Annotated in this window: 3 protein-coding genes; 1 reads left to right on the top strand and 2 read right to left on the bottom strand. The window is 57.8% G+C overall.

Going from position 1 to position 2681, the window contains the following annotated elements:
- The coding region (gene murJ, locus ACW8F6_RS13085) for a murein biosynthesis integral membrane protein MurJ (protein WP_491576320.1) at positions 1–758 on the bottom strand (758 nt) is incomplete at its 3' end.
- A 161-nt stretch (positions 759–919) separates the two neighbouring features.
- Positions 920–2155, bottom strand: a complete 1236-nt coding sequence (locus ACW8F6_RS13080) for a cyclic di-GMP phosphodiesterase (RefSeq protein WP_491576319.1) — start codon at positions 2153–2155, stop codon at positions 920–922.
- A gap of 149 nt (positions 2156–2304) precedes the next feature.
- On the opposite strand from ACW8F6_RS13080, the gene rpsT reads away from it, so the two are divergent.
- Positions 2305–2571: a 30S ribosomal protein S20 gene (gene rpsT, locus ACW8F6_RS13075; protein ID WP_183911606.1), complete on the top strand. Its 267-nt coding sequence runs from the start codon at positions 2305–2307 to the stop codon at positions 2569–2571.
- The last annotated feature ends 110 nt before the right edge of the window (positions 2572–2681 follow it).

Raw genomic sequence — 2681 nt, 5'->3', positions numbered from 1 at the left:
AACCAGGAGACAGAGCCAGTAGGCAAGAAGGACGCCAGCACGGTATCGAGCAACAGATTTATCTGACTGACCGATACGCCAAACAGCGCCGGCACCATTAATGTCAGCACCCGCCGCACCCCTGGGTGCTGCGGCCGAAATGCAGGTACAGGCAATAGGTGAATGCGCATTAAAAACGGCAGCTGAAATACCAACTGCACACAACCCGCCGCAAACACCCCCCAGGCCAGCGCCATGACTGGGACAGCAAACCACCCCGAGGCAACCACCGCGGCAAATATCAGCGAAATATTCAAAAATACCGGTGTGACGGCCGGCACTGCAAAGCGGTCGTAGCTGTTGAGAATGGCGCCCGCCAGCCCGGTCAGAGAGATCAGCATCAAATAAGGAAACGTGATGCGAATCATATCGCTCACCAGAGCGAATTTAGCGGCATCTGCGGCAAAGCCCGGCGCAAATAGCCAAGCCACCCAAGGCGCCCCTAAACAGGCCAGCAAGGTGATCACAAACAGGGCCGACCCCAGACACCCGGCCACGGCATTGACCAGTTCGCGCACCGCCGCGTGACTGCCCTGCGTGCGGTATTCCGACAGCACCGGCACAAATGCCTGAGCAAAGGCACCCTCGGCAAATAGCCGGCGCAAAAAATTGGGGATTTTGAAGGCCACAAAAAACGCGTCGGCACCGGCTTCCGCGCCGATAAAGCGGGCAAACACCATGTCGCGCACCAATCCCAAAATACGCGATAGAAACGTCATGGCACTGACCACACCACTGGAGCGCAGCAATCCGATCGGAGGTTTCACAGGGGGCGAAGCGTTGGTGACTGGGTGACTCACAGGAATCTGCTCAGGCGATCAAAGACCGGCAGTGTACCTATTTCACTGGACAGGCAAAAGCCGAGCCTTTGAAAGCCAAATTATACCGGCTGCCACAGCTCATCCAAATCTTTGAAAGGCCAACGCTCGGGCGACTCGCGGGCCTCGATATGATCGGAAGCCGCAGGCGCCGACAGATCCAGCCGCTGGGGCGCTATGCGCGCCTTGTTGGGAATGCTGTAGAAAACTTTAACCACCGGTTTCAGCAGTGATTTGGGGCTTTGCTCCACCACCACTGCCAGGCGACGAGACTTGAGCCGCACTAGCGAGCCCGTCGGGTAGATACCAATGCTTTTCACAAAGGCCTGAAAGACGGTTTCATCGAAATGACCCCGGCTCCACTCGGCCATTTTGCGCAAGGACTCCGCTGGGTCCCAGCCCCGCTTGTAGGGCCGGTTGGAGGTAATGGCATCATACACATCGCACACCGCCGTCATTTTGCTCAGCAAGCTGATAGCGTCAGCCGCCAGCCCGTGAGGGTAACCGCTGGCGTCGGTCTTTTCGTGGTGGTGCAGGCAGGCATCCATCACATTTTCACTGGCGCCGCCCGCCTCTTGCAGCATTTCATAACCTTTTTGAGGGTGCGCCTTGACGATCGCAAACTCGTCATCGGTGAGCCGACCGGGCTTATTGAGCACCTCTAACGGAATCAGCGCCTTGCCCATATCGTGCAAGAGTCCAGCCAGCCCGGCCTCCTGAGTCTGCGCCTCCGTCAACCCCAACTCGCGGGCCAGCGCTACCATCAGCGCGCACACCGCCACCGAGTGCATATAGGTGTACTCGTCGGCACTTTTCAGGCGCGCAAGGCTAATGAGCGCACCGGGGTTGCGGCTGACCGAGCTGGAGATTTCCTCCACCATCGCCTTGCATTGCTCGGCATTGACAGCCTGCCCCATACGCGCCTCGGAAAACATTTGTGCGACAGCCTGCTTGGCGCGGCCACAAATTTGCGAAGCCCGCGCCAGCTCGTCGGCCATAGATACCTGCTGCACTGCGGGCTTAGACACACTCTGCTGCCCCAGCGCCGCCACGTCCGGCGCGGGTGCAGACGCCGGCCGGGCCTGCTCCTGCGCGGGCGTAATGTCCTTGCCGCGCGCCACATCTATCCAAAGCTCGGTGATACTGCTGTCTTGCACCCGCTTACAATCGGCCTCGTTGTCGAGCAGGAAGCGACCGCGCCAGAAGGGGTGCTCCATCCAGGAACCGCAGAACTCCTCGATGAACATGCCAACCACCAGCATTTCTTTGGGTATTTTTTTCAGCTGCTTATCGGCCATGGACGGGGACTGCTCGAGGAAGTGATACCCCCTAAGCCTAGCTGGCCGACGACCATTTGCCAAAACCGCCAAGACGGTTGACATCGCGCTGCAAATACGCATAATGTCGCGTCCTTGATTTGTACCAAGTTATTCACAGGAGCAATACGGTGGCTAATTCACCCCAAGCTAAAAAACGTGCTCGTCAGAACGAGAAGGCTCGTAAGCACAACGCCAGCCTGCGCTCCATGACGCGCACATATTTGAAAAAAGTGGTTTCAGCAATTAAAGCTGGCGACCAGGAAGCAGCTAAAGCAGCCTTCGCTGCCGCTGTGCCCGTTCTCGACCGCGTCGCGGACAAAGGCATCATCCACAAGAACAAGGCCGCTCGCCACAAGAGCCGCCTGAATGCGCAGATTAAAGCCCTGGCCGCTTAATTTGCCCATTGTGGTGACCTAAAAAAACCGGCTTACGCCGGTTTTTTTATGCCCGTATTCCCCGAGAGCGAAGGAGCTTTACAGCTCCATTACCGAGGTTGGCATCAAGC

This window comes from Simiduia sp. (genome assembly GCF_058345725.1).
The sequence above is the reverse complement of the archived record's forward strand: the minus strand, read 5'-3'. Positions and strand labels throughout refer to the sequence as shown.

What these genes read in the sequence shown, in the direction of transcription:
- ACW8F6_RS13080 (WP_491576319.1), bottom strand. Translation starts at nt 2,155, where the DNA reads ATGGCCGATAAGCAGCTGAAAAAAATACCCAAAGAAATGCTGGTGGTT.